Annotated in this window: 19 protein-coding genes; 10 read left to right on the top strand and 9 right to left on the bottom strand. The window is 53.9% G+C overall.

Going from position 1 to position 20,114, the window contains the following annotated elements:
- Positions 1-4 precede the first annotated feature (4 nt).
- The 3 genes from NQF86_RS03150 to cydD form a co-directional block, all read right to left on the bottom strand.
- Positions 5-421 (bottom strand): OmpA family protein, encoded by a 417-nt coding sequence (locus NQF86_RS03150; protein WP_266116139.1) that lies wholly within the window; start codon positions 419-421, stop codon positions 5-7.
- Positions 422-528: 107 nt separating this feature from the next.
- A complete protein-coding gene (gene cydC, locus NQF86_RS03145) occupies positions 529-2,166 on the bottom strand; it encodes a thiol reductant ABC exporter subunit CydC (RefSeq protein WP_266116138.1) in 1,638 nt (545 codons plus the stop codon).
- Entirely contained in the window at positions 2,163-3,923 is a 1,761-nt protein-coding gene (cydD, locus tag NQF86_RS03140; protein ID WP_266116137.1) for a thiol reductant ABC exporter subunit CydD, read from the bottom strand. The genes cydC and cydD overlap by 4 nt, the downstream gene beginning before the upstream one ends.
- 73 nt (positions 3,924-3,996) lie before the next feature.
- On the opposite strand from cydD, the gene NQF86_RS03135 reads away from it, so the two are divergent.
- Positions 3,997-5,808, top strand: a complete 1,812-nt coding sequence (locus NQF86_RS03135) for an ABC-F family ATP-binding cassette domain-containing protein (protein WP_266116136.1) — start codon at positions 3,997-3,999, stop codon at positions 5,806-5,808.
- 63 nt (positions 5,809-5,871) lie between these two features.
- On the opposite strand, the gene NQF86_RS03130 is transcribed toward NQF86_RS03135, so the two are convergent.
- The gene (locus NQF86_RS03130; protein WP_266116135.1) at positions 5,872-6,282 is read right to left on the bottom strand and encodes a superinfection immunity protein; all 411 of its coding nucleotides are present in this window, start codon (positions 6,280-6,282) and stop codon (positions 5,872-5,874) included.
- Between the two features lie 14 nt (positions 6,283-6,296).
- Complete coding sequence (locus NQF86_RS03125; RefSeq protein ID WP_266116455.1) at positions 6,297-7,277, bottom strand: Gfo/Idh/MocA family protein; 981 nt, start codon at positions 7,275-7,277, stop codon at positions 6,297-6,299.
- A gap of 154 nt (positions 7,278-7,431) precedes the next feature.
- Here NQF86_RS03125 and secD point away from each other — a divergent pair, with 154 nt between their 5' ends.
- Positions 7,432-8,970, top strand: a complete 1,539-nt coding sequence (secD, locus tag NQF86_RS03120; RefSeq protein WP_266116134.1) for a protein translocase subunit SecD — start codon at positions 7,432-7,434, stop codon at positions 8,968-8,970.
- 5 nt (positions 8,971-8,975) lie between these two features.
- The gene (gene secF / locus NQF86_RS03115) at positions 8,976-9,905 is read left to right on the top strand and encodes a protein translocase subunit SecF (RefSeq protein ID WP_266116133.1); all 930 of its coding nucleotides are present in this window, start codon (positions 8,976-8,978) and stop codon (positions 9,903-9,905) included.
- Between the two features lie 62 nt (positions 9,906-9,967).
- Here the strand turns inward: secF and NQF86_RS03110 are convergent, their stop codons facing one another.
- Together NQF86_RS03110 and mscL are read right to left on the bottom strand one after the other, a co-directional pair.
- A complete protein-coding gene (locus tag NQF86_RS03110) occupies positions 9,968-10,306 on the bottom strand; it encodes a hypothetical protein (protein WP_266116132.1) in 339 nt (112 codons plus the stop codon).
- On the bottom strand, positions 10,303-10,770 hold the full coding sequence (gene mscL / locus NQF86_RS03105) for a large conductance mechanosensitive channel protein MscL (RefSeq protein WP_266116131.1): 468 nt from the start codon (positions 10,768-10,770) through the stop codon (positions 10,303-10,305). The genes NQF86_RS03110 and mscL overlap by 4 nt, the downstream gene beginning before the upstream one ends.
- 239 nt (positions 10,771-11,009) lie before the next feature.
- Between mscL and rpmE the strand changes: the two genes are divergently transcribed.
- From rpmE to NQF86_RS03085, 4 genes are all read left to right on the top strand, one after another.
- On the top strand, positions 11,010-11,237 hold the full coding sequence (gene rpmE, locus NQF86_RS03100; RefSeq protein ID WP_077395507.1) for a 50S ribosomal protein L31: 228 nt from the start codon (positions 11,010-11,012) through the stop codon (positions 11,235-11,237).
- Positions 11,238-11,489: 252 nt separating this feature from the next.
- Positions 11,490-12,101 (top strand): DUF1013 domain-containing protein, encoded by a 612-nt coding sequence (locus tag NQF86_RS03095; RefSeq protein ID WP_266116454.1) that lies wholly within the window; start codon positions 11,490-11,492, stop codon positions 12,099-12,101.
- Positions 12,102-12,120: 19 nt separating this feature from the next.
- Complete coding sequence (gene purE / locus NQF86_RS03090; protein ID WP_266116130.1) at positions 12,121-12,612, top strand: 5-(carboxyamino)imidazole ribonucleotide mutase; 492 nt, start codon at positions 12,121-12,123, stop codon at positions 12,610-12,612.
- The gene (locus NQF86_RS03085; protein ID WP_266116129.1) at positions 12,612-13,745 is read left to right on the top strand and encodes a 5-(carboxyamino)imidazole ribonucleotide synthase; all 1,134 of its coding nucleotides are present in this window, start codon (positions 12,612-12,614) and stop codon (positions 13,743-13,745) included. The genes purE and NQF86_RS03085 overlap by 1 nt, the downstream gene beginning before the upstream one ends.
- 16 nt (positions 13,746-13,761) lie before the next feature.
- On the opposite strand, the gene NQF86_RS03080 is transcribed toward NQF86_RS03085, so the two are convergent.
- Both NQF86_RS03080 and NQF86_RS03075 read right to left on the bottom strand, forming a co-directional pair.
- Positions 13,762-14,406, bottom strand: a complete 645-nt coding sequence (locus NQF86_RS03080) for a JAB domain-containing protein (RefSeq protein ID WP_266116128.1) — start codon at positions 14,404-14,406, stop codon at positions 13,762-13,764.
- A 4-nt stretch (positions 14,407-14,410) separates the two neighbouring features.
- Entirely contained in the window at positions 14,411-15,073 is a 663-nt protein-coding gene (locus NQF86_RS03075) for a JAB domain-containing protein (protein WP_266116127.1), read from the bottom strand.
- Positions 15,074-15,127: 54 nt separating this feature from the next.
- On the opposite strand from NQF86_RS03075, the gene NQF86_RS03070 reads away from it, so the two are divergent.
- The 3 genes from NQF86_RS03070 to NQF86_RS03060 are packed head-to-tail and all read left to right on the top strand — an operon-like array spanning position 15,128 to position 20,096.
- On the top strand, positions 15,128-17,356 hold the full coding sequence (locus NQF86_RS03070) for an ATP-dependent helicase (RefSeq protein ID WP_266116126.1): 2,229 nt from the start codon (positions 15,128-15,130) through the stop codon (positions 17,354-17,356).
- A gap of 17 nt (positions 17,357-17,373) precedes the next feature.
- The gene (locus tag NQF86_RS03065) at positions 17,374-18,279 is read left to right on the top strand and encodes a 50S ribosomal protein L11 methyltransferase (RefSeq protein WP_266116453.1); all 906 of its coding nucleotides are present in this window, start codon (positions 17,374-17,376) and stop codon (positions 18,277-18,279) included.
- Between the two features lie 41 nt (positions 18,280-18,320).
- Positions 18,321-20,096: an aminopeptidase P family protein gene (locus NQF86_RS03060; RefSeq protein WP_407652845.1), complete on the top strand. Its 1,776-nt coding sequence runs from the start codon at positions 18,321-18,323 to the stop codon at positions 20,094-20,096.
- Positions 20,097-20,114: the final 18 nt, after the last annotated feature.

Genomic DNA, 20,114 nt, shown 5'->3' with positions numbered 1-20,114 from the left:
AGTGTCAATGTGCCCCCAGATGAACCGTGACACGGCGAAGCGCAACACGGGAATCCTCAACAGCTGTCGGTACGGACGACTCCTTATGGATGTCCTCACGCTTAATGCCATCTTTCACCAGAACATCAATGACATTGTCTGCACGGGCGTCAGCCAGTTTCTTCAACACATCCGGGTCTTCGCTTTTACCGGCAGAACCAGACACTGTAATTTTAGAAATATGGCGTTTGTGAGCAGCATCCACAGCCTCAGCGATAATCTCCTCCCCTGTCGGGCTCAGATTAACGGACTCCCTGTCGAAGAAGACGACATAATCATCCCGAGGCGGGTGCGAAACACAGGCTGAAAGCATCCCGGCCAGCACGAGGGAGGCTGCTCCCACAGGGGCCAGACGGCGCACGATAGCAGAAACCCTTTTCATGGTAACATCCTTCCCATCCATTACAGAAAATACCATCCTTAACTGCCCGTGCTTTTTCCTGTGGTCAATATGCTCTTGCTACAGGGGCAGTAAAAACACTCCCCCCATCACAGAGCATGAGACTTCAAAACACCATCTTGCAGCATCCAGAGATGATCCAGCTGCTCAACACCTGTCAGACGGTGTGTTATAAGAAGAATGGTACGGGAACGGTCAAGACTGTTTAGCGTGTCAAGAAAAGCCCGTTCCGTTTCCACATCCAGCCCTGTTCCCGGCTCATCAAGGATCAGGACGGGTGCATCAGACAGAAGAACTCTGGCCAGAGCAATACGCCGCCCCTGTCCACCAGAAATATGCGACCCATTTTCGCCAATCCAGCTATCCAAACCATCCGGCAGAGAGCGAACAAAGTCAGCGATCTGCGCCTGTTCCAAAGCTACCCACATAGCCTCGTCAGATAGATGCTCACGCCCCAGAAGAAGGTTGGACCGGATTGTATCATCAAATAAATGACTTGCCTGAGACAACCAAGCAACCCGACTCCTCAACGCCTCTGTGCTGATGTCGGCAATATCCTCACCTCCAAGAATGATCTCCCCTTCCTGAGGAGAGACAACCTTAAGCAGTAGAGCCGCAAGACTGGACTTACCCGCACCTGAGGGGCCGATCAGTGCAGCCCGTTCACCTTCCCGAAGCCTGAAATTGATATTCTTCAGAACCGTCCGCTCTGCTGTCCAGCCAAACGTGACATTTCTGACCTCAATTTCAGACCCAGCCGGCACAGGCAGCGTTCCCTCATCAGGGGTACCTTCCGGTACAACTGTCGCTTCTGCTACACGCTCAGCAGCATGACGCACCTGCCCGAACAGGAGACCGGCACGTGGCAAATCCACAACATTATCCAATGCCGTCATAACCACAAAAAGAACGGTAATCCCCACTACTGCCTGTTCTTTAGGGAAGAACAGCCCGGCGCAGCCCCCCAGAGCACAAATGACACCCAACCGTGTCAGCAAGAGCGAGAGCGCATGAATATGCGCCATGGCCCGTCCCTGCTGCCTTTGTGCTGTATAAAAGGCACTCTCTGCATCCAGGAAACGCTTAGTAGCGGCTTCCTCCTGCCCGAAGATTCTCAGCTCACGCATACCCCCTACAAGATCAAGGGCCTGATTATTCATCTCAGCCTGCGTCCGCTGCAATTCTGGTCCCCAACGATAGGACAGTTTTGCCATGAAGGCCGGAAGAACAAAGGCCGTCAGACAGAAAATGACGCCAACACAAATGGCCAGCAGCACACTTCCCTTCAGACAGACCAGAATAACAATCGGCAAGCTAAGCAGAGCCGTGGCCAGTGGCACCAGAATGCGCAGATAAAGACTGTCCAGACTCTGAACATCTAAAACAAGGCGTGACAGCAAATCACCAGAACGCCGAAATCCCAACCCTGCCGCAGCACCATGAGCCAGCCGGCGATAGAACCAGAGGCGGATATCAGCCAGCACCCGGAAGGTAGCATCATGCGTTGCTAGACGTTCCAGATAACGCAGGATGATACGGGCTGCACCCGCAAACCGCAGAATACCGAAGGCAGCCGCAGCTCCAACAGCAATCAACCCTAGCCGGGAGCCTGTCTGCCCCATAAGGAGAAAGACTGAACAGACTGACAGTTCAGCCAGAAGAAGTCCGATCAGGAGGCGAGCCCAGCGAGCTTTCCATACGTTCCACAAGGGGCGCAGCTGCGTCATGACAATGTCTCCTGTGCCGTAATCCGCCCTTTTTCCATGACAAGACGCACCGTCTCACCAATATTATGGAACTGAGGAGAATGGGTAGAAATCAGAGCCGTTCGCCCATCCAGAAGCCGCCGCAGAGCAACCAGAATGTCTTTCTCAGTTGCCGGATCAAGATGAGCTGTAGGTTCATCCATAATGAGCAAAGGCGCATCTTTCAGGAATGCTCTGGCAATGGCAATACGCTGAGCCTGCCCACCAGAGAGGCCAAACCCTCGTTCACCCAACTGAGTGTCCAGACCATCAGGCAAAAGAGGCAGGTAGTCCGTAATTGATGATGCTTCCAGAGCCGCCCGAAGCTGCGCCTCGGAAGCCTCCGGAGCGGCAAACATGATATTGTCCCGCAACGTACCCGCAAAAATGACGGGCTTCTGTCCGATCCAACTAATCTGACGGGTCACATCTGCCGGTTTCAATCCCTGAAGATCAGCGCCCCCAAGCAGCACTTCTCCCTGTAAAGGCCGGATGAATCCCAGAAGCATCTCTATGAGAGTTGACTTCCCAGCACCGGAAAGGCCCGTCAAAAGAGCAATATCTCCAGCCTTGAGATGAAATGACACATCGGCCAGAGCCAGAGGGCGATCCTCTACCCATCTATAAGAAATATCTCTTACGTTCAGCTCTATCCCACGGTCTGACCGCTGAGGGACAGACTGATGAGTAGCCGTCTTTATTCCCTGAGAGACTGGCAGGGCTGGAAGTTTCTGTATGGCTTCGCCGCTATTGGTAATCTGTGCCCTATCCTGATAGGCGGCGGACAGAGCCCTGAACGGCGCAAAGGCTTCCGGAACCATAAGAACAGCGAATAGAATAGCTGTTGTCTGCGGCACGGAACCGACATGAAGAAGGCCATGGCGCTGATCAATCACGATCCAGACCAGAGCTACAATCATCGCAATATCTGTTGAAGCAGACGTTAGAAAAGCCACACGCAGCACCTTCATGGTACGTTGGCGCAGCTCGTCAGCAGCATGCCCTAAAGCCTGCGCATCTTTCTCTGCATTTCCGGACAGCACGATGGTCGCAATGCCCCGGATACGGTCAAGGAAACGAACCTGAAGACGGTTAAGAGCCAGAATCTGACGCCGGGATGCCACAGCCGTGGCAATACCGAAAACAGCCTGAAAGACAGGCAGGAAAAGGCAGCACCCACCAAGAATGAGACCAGCCCTGTGATTCTGCCAGAACACAACCAGCACAACAGACCACTGCGCCACGACCCAGAGTGCAGAGGCTGGCATCCACCGAGAGAAATATCCCTCCAAAGCCTCAACACGATCCGTCAACATAGAGGCGAGATAGGCACTATGCTGATGCCGAAGCAGTGACGGTCCCTGAGCAAAGAAACGGTCCAGCAGTTCACGGCGCAGACGCTTACGGGCTTTTTCTCCACTGGCAACGGCCAGAAGCTCCTGAGCATACCCCAGCAGGACACGAAGAACGGAGGCAAGAATGAACAGTCCCAGATAACGGAAATCCAGACCCTGTCCCCCTGTCAGAAGTCGTGCGAGAATGGAGGCAAGGCTCCATATCAGGATCATTCCGACAAGGACGTTCAGCATCCCTATCAGGGCCAATATCATGGTAGCTGGACGATTGGCGCGATTTTGCTGCCGTACCCAGCCTTTGAGCATCTTCTTGTCTGCCTTCATGCGGAGACATATACAGGCGAAGATGGAAAAAGAAAAACAGACAGAATGAAAGTTTTCCATCGGAAAAATCTTTCTCTCCTCCTTCAGCCTGTTTTGTATTGCAAATCCTCTCTATTTTCCTCACATCAGACGCATGTCTGCACCAATTCTCAATCTCCAGAACATCTCCTACACACTGGGCGGCCGGCCCCTGCTGGACGGCGCCGGATTTTCCGTCATGTCTGGCGAACGGCTGTGCCTTGTCGGACGGAACGGGTCTGGCAAATCCACCCTGCTGCGCATTGCAGCCGGAGAGCTGGAACAGGATAGTGGCGACCGCTTCCTTCAGCCCGGACTGAAGGTTCATTACCTTCCGCAGGAACCTGACCTCTCCGCATGGAAGACCGTTTTCGACTATGTAACGGCCGGCCTTGCTGAAACAGCCCATTACCGGGCCCGTGCTATGTTGAGCGAGCTGGGCATGAGTGGCGATGAGACATGCGCCAGCCTTTCCGGTGGGGAAGCCCGGCGCAGCGCTTTAGCTCGTGCACTGGCAACCGAACCAGACCTCCTTCTTCTTGACGAACCGACCAACCATCTGGACCTCCCCTGCATTGCATGGCTGGAAAGAGAGCTTCTTGCTTCTGGTGCAGGTATGGTCATCATCAGTCATGACCGACGTTTTCTGGAAACATTATGCAAAGCCGTCATCTGGTTGGAGCAAGGCACTACCCAGCGGCTTGATGCCAGCTTTGCCCATTTCGAATCATGGCGTGACGAACAGATCGAACTGGCTGAACGGGCCGCACACAAGCTTGACCGTCAGATCGCCCGTGAGGAAGACTGGATGCGTTACGGTGTCACGGCCCGCCGAAAGCGGAATGTCCGCCGTGTTGCCGAACTCGCCGCTCTGCGTGCCGAACGGCGTGACATCGCCTCCCGCCAGAGGGGCACACTGAAACTAGACGTAAGTGAAGCTGAGAATACCAGCAAGATCGTTATCGCTGCCGAGGAAATAGGCTGGTCATATCCAGACCGTTCTTTCATCCATGACCTGACACTGAAAATCACCAAGGGAGACCGGCTGGGCATCTGCGGTGCCAACGGTGCCGGCAAGACAACCCTTCTCCGCCTTTTGACCGGTGACATGGAACCACAGACAGGTGAAATCCGCCGCAGTCCTTCCATCCAAATGGTCACGCTGGACCAGCAGCGCAGTGCTCTGGATGGCGACCAGAGCGTTGCCAGCTTCCTGACGGATGGGCATGGGGAAATGGTACAGGTCGGGACGGAGAAACGTCATGTCATCGGATACATGAAGGACTTCCTTTTCCGCCCCGAACAGGCCCGCACACCTGTCAGCCATCTTTCCGGTGGGGAAAGAGGCCGTCTTGCTCTTGCTGCCGCCCTTGCCCGCCCTTCCAACCTTCTCGTACTGGACGAACCTACCAACGATCTGGACCTCGAAACTCTAGACCTGTTGCAGGACATGATCGGCGATTATGCCGGTACGGTTCTTCTTGTCAGCCACGACCGTGATTTTCTAGACAGACTGGCAACGTCCACTCTTGTAGCTGAAGGAGATGGCAGCTGGATTGAATATGCCGGTGGTTATTCCGACATGCTGGCCCAGCGTAAAGGACGTTCCCCAGCGGAGAGGCAGCAGAAAGACTCTGCATCCTCAGCAGGTGACAAACCCGCTTCTTCCCGTCCCACGAATAAGGCAGCCGCCAAGCTGAGCTATAAGGAACAGCGGGAACTCGACCAGTTGCCTGAACTCATGGAAAAACTGGAAAAGGACGCCACCCTCTGCCGGAACGCTCTGGCCGATCCGGAGCTTTACAATCGTGATCCCGTACGGTTTGAAAAGATTACGGTAACACTGGAAAAAACCGAGCAGAAACTCAGTCAAGCAGAGGAACGCTGGGTTGAACTAGAAAGCAAACGGGAAGAACTGGAAGGCTGACGCCACCCACACGACACCCTATTCTCTCCGACCTACATCAGAAGGCCGGAGAGAAGCCCCCTATCAAAGCTTGTTGATGAGGCGTTCCTTAGCTTTGGAAAACTCAGCTTCCGTCAGGGCGCCACGCTCCTTCATCTGATAAAGCTGTTCCATCGTATCAGCAGACGTGCCGCCGAAGGACTGCGTCCTGTCATGAGCCTGATACGGTCCCCATCCCTGCTTGTCTTGAAAAGAGACCAGCTGCTCTTTTGACCACAGAGACCAGATAAGCAGACCAATCCATAATATACCTGTCCAGCCGGAAAAAACGTTCAACGCAACCAGCAACCATTTCTGCGGATGATGCCTTACGATAGCTATGATGCTAGGCAGAAAATACAGTGCCAGCATAGCGAGCATCAAAAACGCAAAAATGAGCAGGCTGAGATATGGATTTATCGCATTAATCTGATGCGTATATTCAGTTACGTCCACAAAGATATCCCTTCTCAATCAATCAGGCCCGAACGCCGAACCATGTCCTGCGCAGCCCGTATCTCTTTTCCAACTCTCAGGGCGGCGTCAAGAGCTCTAAGCCCCGCCTTCCCGTCAACAGTCACGGCCGCACCATCCAGACAGGACGCCACGAAGGCATCATGCTCGGCCGCAAGATTGTCATGATCCTGCCAGTGAACACTCTGACGCCGGAAGCCATTACCGCCGGGCAAAGGCATCCCCTCATAACGGTTGATAAACACCAGCTTTCGACTCATAAAATCCGCAGACAGGTACCCCTCTTGTGCGAACAGACGCATCTTCCGTTCTGTTTTGAGAGAAATACGACTGGCCGTGATGGACGCAACACATCCATTTTCAAAACGCACACGGGCATTCGCGATATCCTCATGGGCACTGGAAACAGCAGCACCCATAGCATCAATATGCAGGATCGGACTGTCCACAAGGGAGAGGATGAAATCAAGATCATGAATCATCAGGTCCAGCACAACCGAAACATCTGTGCCCCGCTCCTTATAGGGGGCAATCCGTGTTGCCTCGATATAAAGAGGATGCCTAATGCGGGTGCTGATGGCATGATGCTCTGCCGAATAACGCAGAAGATGCCCTACCTGAAGAACACGCCCCGTTTCCTCTGCACAACGTACCAGCGCTTCACCTTCGCATCCTGTCGATGAAAGAGGCTTCTCCACCAGAACATGACACCCGGCCTCCAGTGCCTGTCTCGCCAGATGATAATGGGTTTCTGCTGGTGAAGCGATGATGACCGCTTCGCAATGCGCTAACAGGCTCTCATAATCTCTAAAAACTGATGTCCCCGCCTCTCTAGCCACAACAAGGGCCCGGTCATGGTCCGGGTCATAAAGACCGACCAGATTTTCACGTTCATGGCGGGTAGCCTGCAAAGCATGGAAACGGCCAAAATAACCGGCCCCTACAATTGCCACATCAAGGGTCTGTCTCTTTTTCATCATCGGAATCATAGCACTGGTGCAAGGTTGTGCAAGACGCCACCCAGCCCTGCATAATGGTTGCAATAAAATACTTAAAAGGGCATGGTCGCACCCATCTGCGAGATTAGTTCTGGCCTCTTTTTCCACGTTTTTTGAGGTTCTCTAACCCCCTATGTTGTATTATAGCCGCCTCAGGATGTTGGGCGTGGTGGGTATCTGCCTGATAAGTGCCCTTCTCTGCCTCCCCAACTTCATAAAATCTCCCTCACAGTCCCTGCCATGGCATCAAGTGCATCTCGGTCTTGACCTGCGAGGGGGCTCCTATCTCCTGTTGCAGCTGGATACAAAGACACTCCAGCATGACCGTCTCCAGTCACTTGAAGGCGAAATCCGTCAGGGCCTGTTAAGCGCTCATCTAGGCTATGGTGCTATCCAGCGTGATGATGCCACAACCTCCGTCTTAGTCACTCCTCGTGCTGAAAGTGAAAAGGACAATGATCGGAAGGTTCTGGAAGACCTGACACCTTCTACCCCAGGCGAATTAGCCATTAGTGAAAAAGATGGCCATTTTGTCGTCAGCCTCACAAAAGAGTCCATTCGCAACCGGGCTCGCGAAGCCGTCTCACGGTCTATTGAGATCGTTCGGCGCCGTATTGATAGCACCGGCGCTATTGATCCCAGTATTGCCCGTGAAGGTGAAGATCGCATCGTGCTGGAACTGCCCGGCATCAGCGATCCTCAACGCATTAAGTCTCTACTGGGCACAACAGCCCGCATGACCTTCCATCTGGTCGCTCCAGACCCAACCCATGCCGGACCGGGCGCAACGATGCTGCCTCTGCCGGAGGGTCGTGGAGAGATTGCCGTTGAAGACCGAATTGACGTTGATGGCGCCAACCTGGCAGATGCAGCCGCTACCATGAGTGACAACCAATGGGTTGTTGAACTGAAATTTGATAATAAAGGCGCAGACGATTTTGCACGCATCACAACGCAGAATGTCGGCAAGCCATTTGCTATCGTTCTTGATGGTCGTGTTCTAACAAGCCCTGTCATTAATGGCCCCATCACGGCTGGCCGGGGAATCATTACCGGCAATTTCACAGCCCGCTCCGCCTCCGACCTCGCCTTGCTGCTGCGTGCTGGCGCCCTTCCCGCTCCGCTTACCGTTGTAGAGCAGAGAAGCATCGGCCCGAGCCTTGGCGTGGCCTCCATTCATGCAGGCGTCATCAGCCTCACAGTCGGCTTCGTGCTGGTCGTGCTCTTTATGCTGCTATTCTATGGCCGCTTCGGCCTGTATGCAGATATTGCCCTTTTTGCCAATCTCATTATGATTCTGGCAATCTTGTCTCTCTTTGAGGCAACACTCACCCTACCGGGTATGGCTGGTATTCTGCTGACCCTCGGCATGGCCGTGGATGCCAACATTCTCATCAATGAGCGTATCCGTGAAGAAGTCCGTCAGGGGCGTAAACCCCTTCAGGCCCTTCAGGCAGGGTTCCAGCGGGCTACAGGTACCATCATTGATAGTAATGCCACGGCATTTCTGGCCCATGTCATGCTGTTTGTCTTTGGCACAGGTGCCGTCCGGAACTTTGCGCTGACCATCACCATCGGTATTGCAACCACGCTGTTCACCACACTGGTTCTTTCACGCATGCTGATTGTCCGTTGGTACGCCCATAAACGCCCACAGGAATTGCCGGTCTAATCATCATGTTTTCTCGTCCCCTTCTCCGTTTCGTACGTGATGACCGACAGATCCACTTTATGCGTGGACGCCATGCCGGTCTGATCATCTCTGCCCTTCTATCCATCGCCTCGGTGATCCTATTCTTCACACCAGGTCTTAATCTGGGGCTCGATTTCCGTGGTGGCGTCATTGTGGAAACACATTCTCCCACTGCAGAAGACCCTGCTCATATGAGGGCCATCCTCAAAGCTGGTCATATCAATGCGGCATCCGTACAATCTTTTGGATCACCGCAGGATATGCGCATCGCTATTAACCTACCCCGTGGTGGTGAAGATGAGCACGTTACCCAACAGCTGGTAGATCATGTAAGAACTGTCATTGTGCAGGCCGTACCCGGTGTGCAGATTCAGAGAGCCGATGCTGTTGGTGGCTCTGTTTCCTCAGAGCTATTCCGGGATGGCGTGCTGGCCCTCCTGTTCAGCCTTGGCATGATCCTCATCTATATCTGGTTCCGCTTTGAGCGTGAATTTGCCCTGAGCGCCGTCATCACGCTGGTGTTGGACCTGACCAAAACCATTGGTTTTCTGGTCGTCACACGTTTCGAGTTTGATCTCGTTATGGTGGCAGCATTGCTGACCATTCTGGGCTACTCCACGAACGACAAGGTCGTGGTTTATGACCGTGTGCGTGAAAATCTGCGTAAATACCGCACCATGCCCCTGAAGGAACTGCTGGACCTTTCCATCAATGAGACGCTGAACCGAACATTGGGAACCTCCATGACGGTCTTTCTGGCAGCGCTCCCACTGGCCCTATTCGGAGGAAGTACTCTGACCGGCTTCGCTACGGTTATGCTGTTCGGCATTGTTGTTGGAACATCATCCTCCATCTTCATTGCCGCACCGCTTCTGCTCCTGATGGGGCAGAAAAGACTTCGCAAGGAAGGCTGACATATGAAAAAGGGGGCTCATTAAAGCCCCCTTTTTTATACACCCTATACCCTCTCAAACCGTCACTTCTGAATAAGGCTAAGATAACGGGTCAGTATCTGATCCGCCTTAAAATCCGAACGAATGGTCTGGGAATCCAGATTGTGAATCATCACTTTTCGCGTCTGCTCATCCATCTGAATGAGGGTGGGCATATCTTTCTGATGCAATCGTCCCATCAGAAAGGCACCACGAGCCATCCCATTGATGATGAAATAGGAATATAAATGCGCATTAGGGGACAACGGCACCCCAAAAGCAGCATCATCTGCCTTCACCTCTCGAACGGACAGCACAGCCATCAGGACGCCGCCTATCGTAAGGCAACGTCCCGCTTCTTTTACGAACGAAAAACAGCTCATGTTTCTGATGAACGCGCCGCCAGAATATCGCGAATCTCTGTCAGAAGCACCTCCTCCTTGGAAGGCGGCGGTGGAGCCGCAGGCTTAGCCTCCTCCTTACGGTGCAGCTTGCTGATCAACCGCATCACCCAGAAAATGAAGAAGGCAATGATCAGAAACTGAATAACAGCGTTGAGGAACAGCCCAATATTGATGGTTACGGCCCCTGCCTTCTGCGCCTCTGCTAAAGTCGCCTTCACAGGGCCCTTTAGAGTAATGAAGACATTGGAAAAATCCACACCACCCGTCAGACATCCCAGAACCGGGGTCAGGATATCCTTCACGGCACTACTGACAATGGAGCTGAATGCAGCACCAACCACCACACCGATCGCCAGATCCACCACGTTCCCACGCATGATGAATTTCTGGAAGTCAGTGAGCCAGCCAGGTGATTTAAAACCGGGTGTTTTGAGAAGACTCATACAAATCCTATTTCCAAAAAATAGAGAACAAAGACCGTTGGCAGGCATTTTACGGTCCGTGATTCAGGTCTCATCATAACATATAGCGCACTATGGCAAAACTGTATGAGGTTTTTAACCTTTACAGGATGATGAAAAAGAATGGCTCCCAGACTTTATTTTACAGGCAAAATCCTTTATGAGGGCACCGTCTGCTCCGGTCGGTATCGGAGCTCTTTCTTTTAGGTTCAGGAAATATTATGAAATCCGGCATCCACCCCGACTATCATGAAATCACAGTCGTGATGGCTGATGGCAGCGAATACAAGACCCGTTCCTGCTACGGCGAGCCTGGCGCCAAGCTGCGCCTGGACGTTGACCCTAAGACCCATCCGGCCTGGACTGGCGTCCAGCGTATTCTGGATACAGGGGGCCAGGTTGCCAAGTTCAACAAGCGTTTCTCCGGTATTGGCAACATTAAGAAGTAAGACCTTCTGCCTATTCGGGACGCCCTGAAAAGAATAAGCCCTCCCCTCCTATTTCTGGAGGTGGAGGGTTTTCTTTTTCTATCCTTCCGTTTCTCATCTTGACCTCTCATACGCTCTGGAGCATTTTGGCGGCAATGTCGTGCATTGCGCAGGCACCGCCCCTCATGAGGGTGGCGGGTGATTCTTTTTCAGAGTGGCCCGGCCCTGCCAGATGCCGGACCATATTATCGCTCTGCAAAGGACTGCATTGACATGACCCTGCCCTTGATGCCGAAAGCGACCGCCGTCTGGCTTATTGAAAAGACCGGCCTTACCTTCGACCAGATCGCCATTTTCTGCGGGATGCATCCGTTGGAAATCCAGGCCATTGCGGATGGTGAAGTGGGTGGTGGGATCAATGGTTATGACCCCATCAAGAACAATCAGCTGACCGAGGCTGAGATCAAACGCTGCGAAGCCAACCCTTCCGCACGTCTCAAGCTGATTGCAACACCTAATCCTGTGGCACGCCGCGCCAAGGGCGCACGTTATACCCCAGTAGCAAAGCGGCATGACCGTCCGGATGCAATTGCCTTCGTGCTCCGTCAGTTCCCTCAGCTGAACGATACGCAGATCGTTCGCCTGCTCGGTACCACCAAGGACACGATTGCCAAAATCCGCAACCGTGAGCACTGGAACAGCCCCAACATCAAACCTCGTGATCCTGTCATTCTTGGTCTCTGCACTCAGACAGACCTGAACGCTGCCGTACAGGCCGCTAATGACCGTCTTGTCCGGGAAGGCAAACCCCTCCAGGAAGATCATGGGGACATTGACCCCAACAGTCTTTTCCGTTCTCACGATGAAACAAGCAACGGTTTCTGAGAAAACGGAGAAGATTATCATGAATGCCTCACCAAAACCTTCAGTGGGCGTGATTATGGGCAGCCAGTCCGATTGGGAAACCATGCGGCATGGCTGTGAACATCTGGACCGACTGGGCATTGCCTACGAAGTCCGGATTGTTTCCGCTCACAGAACACCGGATCGTCTTGCTCATTATGCGAAAACGGCTCGTGAGCGTGGCCTGAAAGTCATCATAGCTGGGGCTGGTGGGGCAGCCCATCTACCGGGGATGTGTGCCGCATGGACCTCTCTGCCCGTTTTCGGGGTTCCGGTCGAAAGTCGGACACTCAAGGGACAGGATAGTCTTCTTTCCATTGTTCAGATGCCCGCAGGCATACCCGTAGGAACATTGGCCATTGGCAAAGCAGGCGCCATCAATGCAGCACTGCTTGCCGCCTCCGTCCTGTCCCTCTCCGATAACGGAATTTCTAAGCGCCTCGAAGCCTTCCGCGCCGACCAGACTGCCGCTGTTGCGGAGGCCCCGGTCTGATGAGGGACAAGCCATTACAGCCCGGCGCATGGATCGGTATTGTTGGTGGGGGCCAGCTTGGTCGTATGTCCGCTGTGGCGGCCGCACGACTGGGCTATAAGGTTCATATCCTTTCCGATAGCACACCCAGTCCAGCTTCTGAGACATCTGCCAAGCTCACGGTGGGTTCTTATGATGATCTCACCTGTCTGGAAGGCTTTGCCCGCTCCTGCGATGTCATCACGTTCGAGTTTGAAAATATCAGCGCAGCTGGGCTGAAACATCTAGCCCAATTCTGCCCGGTGCATCCTTCCGGTCATATTCTGGAAACAAGCCAAGACCGCATTGCAGAGAAGACCATGCTGCAGTCTCATGGTCTTCCTGTTGCGCCATGGCGGGAAATCACCGGGCCTGAAGGGCTGAAGGACCTGCCTTCATTTGGTTTCCCCTGCATCCTCAAGACAACCCGCTTTGGTTATGACGGGAAAGGTCAGTTCCGTCTGGCTGATGAAGCCGCCTTTCAGGATATCCTGACCAAGGCTGACCAGCTCCCCTATCCTCTGGTTGCAGAACAGCAGATAAATTTTGCCCGTGAGATCAGCGTGATGGTGGTCCGTGGCACAGATGGCACCGTCCGCTGTTTTGACGTAGCAGAAAATCATCACCGGGATGGTATCCTACGTGTTTCCATCGCCCCTGCTCTGGTCATGCCCGATCTGGCAGAAAGAGCGCAGGCACTGGCAACACAGCTTGCCGAAAAGCTGGAGCTGGTGGGTATCATGGGGGTCGAGCTGTTCGAAGAGCAGAATGGCCAGCTACTGGTCAATGAAATAGCACCCCGCCCGCATAATTCTGGCCACTGGACCATGAACGCCTGCCTCGTGGATCAGTTTGAAATGCATATCCGTGCTGTAACCGGTCTCCCCCTACCACCTGCCCGGCGCCACTCCGATGCCTACATGCACAATCTGATCGGCCCTGATGACATGGCCCTTCTTCCGGAGATCCTTCGGGAAGAAAACGCCTCAGTTCATCTATATGGCAAAGAGGAGGCCCGTCCTGGCCGGAAGATGGGGCATGTAAACCGCATCTTCCCTCGTGGGGGAATGCCGGGCAGCATGGTGCTGACTCATTATAAACCAGCGCTTGACTGACCCACTGCGGTACCATTCAAAATTGTTCTGCCAAAAGCCCAAGCTGGCGAAAGCTGGTTTGGGCTTTTCTTGTAATGATGAAGTGGTCCACCAGAACCACATCAATTACTTTCAGCGCAGTTTCAATATGCTGCGTCATCACAACATCCGCCCGGGATGGCATTGTCTGCCCCGCAGGGTGATTATGAACCATGATGAGACGTTCAGCCTTCAGTTCCAGACAACGCTTGGCCACTTCCCTCGGATAAACCGATACGTGGTTGATCGTGCCTCTACTCTGTAGCTCATCCCGTATGAGACAATTCTTTTCATCAAGGAACAAAAGGCGGAACTGTTCAACCCGCTCCCGTGCCATATGAACCATCAGATAATCCCGCAGCAACTCAGGCTGTTCCATAAGATTACCTTCTGGCAAAAGCGCACGACCATAACGATGCGCTAATTCTTTCAGCACGGCACATAACACCGATAAAGAGACAGATTTCCGGAGGATCGTCTGACTATCCTTCTGCTGGGCACATAATAAAGCCGTAAACGAGGGATAATCTCTCAGCAGGTTGCGTTCCATTTCTGCCTGAGCTTCCTTCCCAGCTACTGAGAAAGAAGATATCAGCCGGAAAATCTGTTCACGAGACGGTATCTGTGTGGAAGGGCCGTTCATGCGCCTACAATAACCCTGCCTCACTCATACTGACATGCCATCCATCACCAATGAGAATGCCCTCATGTACGGTAATCGTAAGGGCCTGCAAAGCCTGCTTCAGACCACGCACTTCAGGGGCTAAAGCTGTTGCTGGTGCCTGCGGATGATAATAAACGATGATAACCGCCGTAGCATGACAAGCGAGGAGTGTCCGAGCGATCTGACGATGGCACCCATTCACGCCACCAACCGGTAGTATCTCCTCCTGAATTAAGCTGTTATTACTATCCAGACAGATCAGCCCAATGGCCTTTTCTGTCATTCTATGCAGCGTCCCCCGTAAATAACGTAAAAGAGCCTCACCATTCCCCAACTGAGGTGGCACATCTTCATCACTTTCCATGAGAGACCGAGCCGCAATGACAGGCAGCTGTAACAGGGTAATAAGTCGCTCGCTTAACCCCTGTCCCTTCAGTTGAGCAGGGGACGCTTGCAGTAATTTCCCCAGAGACCCAAAAGCCGCCAGTAATGCTTTAGCCTGTGGCTTTGTATCCCTTCGGGGAACAGCATAGAACAACAGAACTTCCAACAGCTCATAATCCGCCAACGTCTCAGCACCATGGGTGAGAATACGTTCCCGCATCCGGGCCCTATGCCCGTGGCGTGATGAGTCTGCCTTGCTCACAATCTCAGCTTATGTCCTAGCTATTGGGCTGAAGCCGCATTATATCAGATAATTGTGGTTGATGATCTCTTTTCCCCCCGCTTTTCCCCTTCCGGTCCCGATTATCTGGAGGGACTGAATACAGAGCAGCGCCTTGCCGTTGAAACAACACAAGGCCCTCTGCTCATTCTGGCAGGCGCCGGAACAGGCAAGACCCGTGTTCTGACGACACGCTTCGCTCATATTCTGCTCCAGCAACTCGCCTGGCCAGAGCAGATACTCGCTGTCACCTTCACCAACAAAGCTGCCAGAGAGATGCGAGAGCGCATCAGCGCCATTCTCGACAGACCCGTGGAAAATCTATGGCTGGGGACTTTTCATTCTCTCTGCGTCCGCATGCTCCGTCAGCATGCTGCCCTCATTGGGCTGGAACGCAACTTCACCATTCTTGATACGGATGATCAGATACGCCTGCTCAAGCAGGTTATGGAACCATGGAGGCTGGACCCCAAACGCTACCCACCAGCACGGATCATGCACCAGATCCAGCTATGGAAGGACCGAGCCCTTCTGCCTGATGCCATAACACCGGCACAGGATACTGAGCTCGCCAACGGGCAAGTCCGAGCCATCTACGCCGCTTATCAAGCCCGTCTGAAAGAGCTGAACGCCTGCGATTTCGGGGACCTGATGCTGCACATGGTCACAATCTTCAGGCAGCATCCTGAAGTGCTGGAACGCTACCAGAGCCGTTTCCGCTATATTCTGGTCGATGAGTATCAGGATACCAATGCCATCCAGTATCTCTGGCTACGCCTTCTGGCCCGGCGAAAAGATGGACAGCCCGCTAATATTGCCTGTGTGGGGGATGATGACCAGTCCATCTACTCATGGCGGGGGGCTGATATCGCCAATATTCTGCGGTTTGAAAAAGACTTTCCCGGTGCCACCATCATCCGGCTGGAGAAAAACTACCGTTCCACCCCCCGTATCCTCAGCGCCGCCTCACAGATCATTGCCCATAATGAGGACAGGCTAGGCAAGACCCTCCAGCCCGGTCGGACAGATGTGGATGGTGACCCTATTGAAGTCATCAGTACCCCTGATTCAGATGATGAAGCCCGCATCGTAGGCGCCCGCATCCAGACTCTACATGAGCAGGGGCACGCTTATGGCAGCATGGCCATATTGATGCGGGCAGGCTTCCAGACCCGGTCTTTTGAAGACTCCCTCATGCGGATGGGCATTCCCTATCAGGTCATTGGCGGGCTTCGTTTCTACGAACGGGCCGAAATCCGGGATGCCATTGCCTATATGCGGGCTGTTCTCTATCCGCTGGATGATCTGGCCTTTGAACGTATCGTTAACCTCCCCAAGCGGGGATTTGGGAATGTCGCCCTCAGCCGCCTCCGCCTAGCAGCTCAAGAGGCTGGGCTTTCCCTACAGCAGACACTTCAGAAACAGCTGGATCAGGGGCTTGTCAAAGGCAAGAATGCCGCAACCCTTGGTGAATTCATGGCGGCTCTTTCCCATGCACGGGAAATCACGTCAAAAGACGGTCATGTCATAGCTACGGAAACCATTCTTGAAGAAAGCGGCTATCTCACCATGTGGCGTGACGACCCCAAAACCGTTGAAGCGGCAGGCCGTCTGGACAACATACGGGAGCTGCTGCGTGCCATTGGCGAGTTCCCCACCATGGACGCCTTTCTGGAGCATATTGCGCTTGTCATGGATGGCGACATGGCTCAGGACGAACAAGACAGGGTCAGCCTCATGACCCTCCATGCTGCTAAGGGGCTGGAGTTCCCCACAGTGTTCCTGCCCGGCTGGGAAGAAGGCATTTTTCCGTCACAGCGTTCTCTGGATGAAGGAGGGAATCAGGCGCTGGAAGAAGAACGCCGGCTGGCCTATGTCGGCCTCACCCGTGCACGAGAACGGGCTTTCATCCTCCATGCAGCCAGCAGGCGCATCTATGCCAACTGGCAGGATTCCCTCCCCAGCCGTTTTATTGATGAGCTGCCTGAAGATCAGATCGTGCGACACACGGTTTCCCAACAGGCTCAACGTTCCGGCTCCTTCTTCAACCGTTCGCCACGGCCTTCTATGAACCGCCCTTCCTCCAGTCGCTATGGCACTAAAAAAGCAGCCCCCCGCCCCGCCATCCCTCTTGGCGCCACCATCCGCCATAAACGCTACGGTGAAGGAACTGTCGTTGCTCTGGATGGTGAACAGCTATCCGTCAATTTTGAAGATGTCGGCCTGAAACGGATCATGGCCGGTTTTGTGGAGATCGTACCGTGAAAACGAAGCAGAGCCCTATTGCCCCCGCTCATATCAACTCCCGCCATGCCCGTGCTCTGGAAACACTGTCCATTGTCGTGGAAGAAGCCCATGTTCCACTGTTTGAACAGGCCTTTCTGGGAGTCTGCGATACGGTTGGCATGTTTGAGGAAGATGACGAGCAGCGTTACTGGCGGCTGGAAGCCGTAAAAGAGCGTGGCAAGAACGAGGAGGAGCTGGAAAGTTCCCTCGCCCTTGTCCGTGCCATGACAGGCGTTGACGCCCCACTGGAACGCCATAACACCGAGGCAGAGGGTTGGCTTGCCCGGACACAGGAGGCCTTTCCACCCCAGTATGTTGGCCGCCGCTTCTGCATCCGTGGTACACATCTGCAAGATGAGCCTTCTTCCAACCGGCTGAATATCACTCTGGATGCGGGTATTGCCTTTGGCTCAGGCGAACATGGCTCGACCCGTGGCTGTTTGCGAGCGCTAGAGCTAATCGCTCATCGCAACCCGCAGAAAATTCTTGATATGGGTTGCGGGTCCGGCATTCTGGCCATGGCTGCCGCACGACTGTTCCATAGACCCGTACTGGCCGTGGATATTGAACCATGGTCAGTCCGTGTAGCGGCCTCCAATGCCAAACTGAATGGCCTGGGGCCTCTGCTGGACTGCCGTTTCGGCAATGGCTGGCACACGGAAGCCGTCCGGCAGAAAGCACCTTATGACCTCGTCTTTGCCAATATTCTGGCCCGCCCTCTCTGCCGCATGGCAAAAGACCTTGCGACCAATCTACAGGCCGGAGGTACGGCGATCCTTGCCGGGCTTCTCAACACACAAGCCCGCATGGTTCTTGTGGCACATCAAAGACAAGGCCTCGTGCTGGAGAAACAGCTCAAAGAGGGACCATGGAGCACGCTGATCTTACGGAAGCCCGCCTGATCCAACCTGCTTTTCTTCCTGTTCACACGATCTGATGGGATATGCCCGTGTTTCTTTCGTCCATTCCTCTGAAAGAGCGTCCCGCTCTCGTCCGACAGCATTTCAACGCATTGAATATATCCGGTTTCATCATCACACGTGGCGATGAATATCTGGGGGAATATGTTGCTCCGCATGCGGAAAGGCTGGCATGGCTGACAGGCTTTACGGGCAGCGCCGGGCTAGCCATCCTCCTTGAGACCGAAGGCTGTGTCTTCTCAGACGGACGCTATACTGTGCAGATGGCCGAGCAGGCGCCTGAAGACCTATGGGAGACCCGCCATAGCGGACATTATCCACCTCAAAAATGGCTGTCCGAGAAAGCCAAGGGAATGCGTATCGGATACGATCCCAGATTGGTCAGCCAGCGAGAACTAAAGGGCTGGCAGACAGCCGGTCTCCAGCTCATCCCGCTTGAAAATAACCCGATTGATCTTGCCTGGTCCGACCAGCCTGCGTCTCCTGCCAGACCGATCCATCATCACCCTCCTGAACTGACAGGCGAGACAAGCCGCAGCAAACGGGATAGGCTCGCCCAACAGCTTCGCACAGCCGAACAGGACGCCATGATTCTGGCAGACTGCTCCTCTCTTGCATGGCTGCTCAATATTCGAGGCAGCGACATTGCCATGACGCCCATAGCCCACGCCTATGGCATTCTTCATGCAGATGGCACGGCCGACATCTTTGCAGAAGCTTCTCGCTTTCAGGATGAACCAGAAGATTCTGGAATTCACCTTCAGCCGCCCTCATCCCTTTCTAAATACCTGAAGGGCTTGTCCGGAAAAACGGTGAGGCTAGACCCGGCAACAACGCCCATCTGGTTCCAAATGGTTTTGGAAGAAGCGAGTGTTCATCAGGTTGATGGTCCTGATCTTTGCTCTCTACCCAAGGCGATAAAGAACAGAGTGGAACAGGAGGGCAATCGCCGGGCCCACAAACTGGATAGTATTGCTCTGGCCCGTTTCCTCCACTGGCTTGAGGGCAACGGTACTGGCCACCACGAGACTGAACTAGCCGACAAACTGGAAGCATTTCGTAAACTGGCCCCAGACTATAAGGGCCCCAGCTTCGAGACCATTTCAGCCGCAGGCCCTAACGGGGCTTATCCCCACTATAGGGCTGAAGCAGGACGGGACAGTGTCCTTCAGGAGAATAGCGTCTATCTGGTCGATAGCGGGGCGCAATATCCTTTCGGAACCACCGACATCACCCGTACCATCTGGGTCGGACCGGCAGAACCTCCCCAAGACGTAAGATGTGCCTTTACGGCCGTTCTCAAAGGGAACATCACGCTCAGTCGGCAGCGCTTTCCCATGGGGTTGCCGGGATATCGTTTGGATACCCTTGCCCGCTCCGCCCTTTGGAATGAAGGGCTGGATTTCGATCATGGCACAGGGCACGGCATTGGTAGTTATCTTTCCGTCCATGAAGGGCCACAGTCCATTTCGGTGGCGCCACGGCCAACCGGGCTTGTACCGGGTATGATCCTCTCCAATGAGCCGGGCTATTATGAAATTGGAGCCTATGGCATCCGTATTGAGAACCTTCTGCTTGTCCAGGAGAGCCCCCAGAAAGATTCAGCCCGCCACTGGCTGGAATTTGAAGTTCTGACGCACACCCCTATTGATCGCAGGCTCATTGATGCAACCCTCCTTACACAGGAGGAAAAACATTGGCTGAACCAGTATCACGCTATCGTGCAACAGAAACTTCTTCCCCTTCTCGAAGATGAACTGCACCCATGGCTGAAACGTAGCTGCGCTCCTCTGGACTGATAGCTTCCTACCAAAAAC

Origin of the sequence: Bombella pluederhausensis, assembly GCF_026385525.1 — a bacterium.
Lineage (GTDB): Bacteria > Pseudomonadota > Alphaproteobacteria > Acetobacterales > Acetobacteraceae > Bombella > Bombella pluederhausensis.
The sequence above is the reverse complement of the archived record's forward strand: the minus strand, read 5'-3'. Positions and strand labels throughout refer to the sequence as shown.

Bases quoted from the DNA above. Each gene is read 5' to 3' on its own strand.
- NQF86_RS03150 (WP_266116139.1), bottom strand. From the start codon at position 421: ATGAAAAGGGTTTCTGCTATCGTGCGCCGTCTGGCCCCTGTGGGAGCA.
- cydC (WP_266116138.1), bottom strand. From the start codon at position 2,166: ATGACGCAGCTGCGCCCCTTGTGGAACGTATGGAAAGCTCGCTGGGCT.
- cydD (WP_266116137.1), bottom strand. From the start codon at position 3,923: ATGGAAAACTTTCATTCTGTCTGTTTTTCTTTTTCCATCTTCGCCTGT.
- NQF86_RS03135 (WP_266116136.1), top strand. From the start codon at position 3,997: ATGTCTGCACCAATTCTCAATCTCCAGAACATCTCCTACACACTGGGC.
- NQF86_RS03125 (WP_266116455.1), bottom strand. From the start codon at position 7,277: ATGAAAAAGAGACAGACCCTTGATGTGGCAATTGTAGGGGCCGGTTAT.
- secD (WP_266116134.1), top strand. From the start codon at position 7,432: ATGTTGTATTATAGCCGCCTCAGGATGTTGGGCGTGGTGGGTATCTGC.
- secF (WP_266116133.1), top strand. From the start codon at position 8,976: ATGTTTTCTCGTCCCCTTCTCCGTTTCGTACGTGATGACCGACAGATC.
- NQF86_RS03110 (WP_266116132.1), bottom strand. From the start codon at position 10,306: ATGAGCTGTTTTTCGTTCGTAAAAGAAGCGGGACGTTGCCTTACGATA.
- mscL (WP_266116131.1), bottom strand. From the start codon at position 10,770: ATGAGTCTTCTCAAAACACCCGGTTTTAAATCACCTGGCTGGCTCACT.
- rpmE (WP_077395507.1), top strand. From the start codon at position 11,010: ATGAAATCCGGCATCCACCCCGACTATCATGAAATCACAGTCGTGATG.
- NQF86_RS03095 (WP_266116454.1), top strand. From the start codon at position 11,490: ATGACCCTGCCCTTGATGCCGAAAGCGACCGCCGTCTGGCTTATTGAA.
- purE (WP_266116130.1), top strand. From the start codon at position 12,121: ATGAATGCCTCACCAAAACCTTCAGTGGGCGTGATTATGGGCAGCCAG.
- NQF86_RS03085 (WP_266116129.1), top strand. From the start codon at position 12,612: ATGAGGGACAAGCCATTACAGCCCGGCGCATGGATCGGTATTGTTGGT.
- NQF86_RS03080 (WP_266116128.1), bottom strand. From the start codon at position 14,406: ATGAACGGCCCTTCCACACAGATACCGTCTCGTGAACAGATTTTCCGG.
- NQF86_RS03060 (WP_407652845.1), top strand. From the start codon at position 18,321: ATGCCCGTGTTTCTTTCGTCCATTCCTCTGAAAGAGCGTCCCGCTCTC.